This window comes from Neisseria sp. P0020.S005 (assembly GCF_051957055.1).
Taxonomy (GTDB): Bacteria; Pseudomonadota; Gammaproteobacteria; order Burkholderiales; family Neisseriaceae; genus Neisseria; species Neisseria subflava_A.
Genome location: NZ_JBQCWV010000091.1, coordinates 1 through 255 on the forward strand (window position 1 = coordinate 1; position 255 = coordinate 255).

The 255-nt window shown below is 99.6% G+C and carries 1 protein-coding gene; it reads right to left on the bottom strand.

All coding sequences use genetic code 11. The features are described from left to right. On the bottom strand, positions 1-255 hold a 255-nt coding region (locus tag ACTHTU_RS11455; RefSeq protein ID WP_268083134.1), incomplete at both ends, for a hypothetical protein.

Consider the following 255-nt stretch of genomic DNA (forward strand, 5'->3'; position numbering starts at 1 on the left):
CCCCCCCCCCCCCCCCCCCCCCCCCCCCCCCCCCCCCCCCCCCCCCCCCCCCCCCCCCCCCCCCCCCCCCCCCCCCCCCCCCCCCCCCCCCCCCCCCCCCCCCCCCCCCCCCCCCCCCCCCCCCCCCTCCCCCCCCCCCCCCCCCCCCCCCCCCCCCCCCCCCCCCCCCCCCCCCCCCCCCCCCCCCCCCCCCCCCCCCCCCCCCCCCCCCCCCCCCCCCCCCCCCCCCCCCCCCCCCCCCCCCCCCCCCCCCCC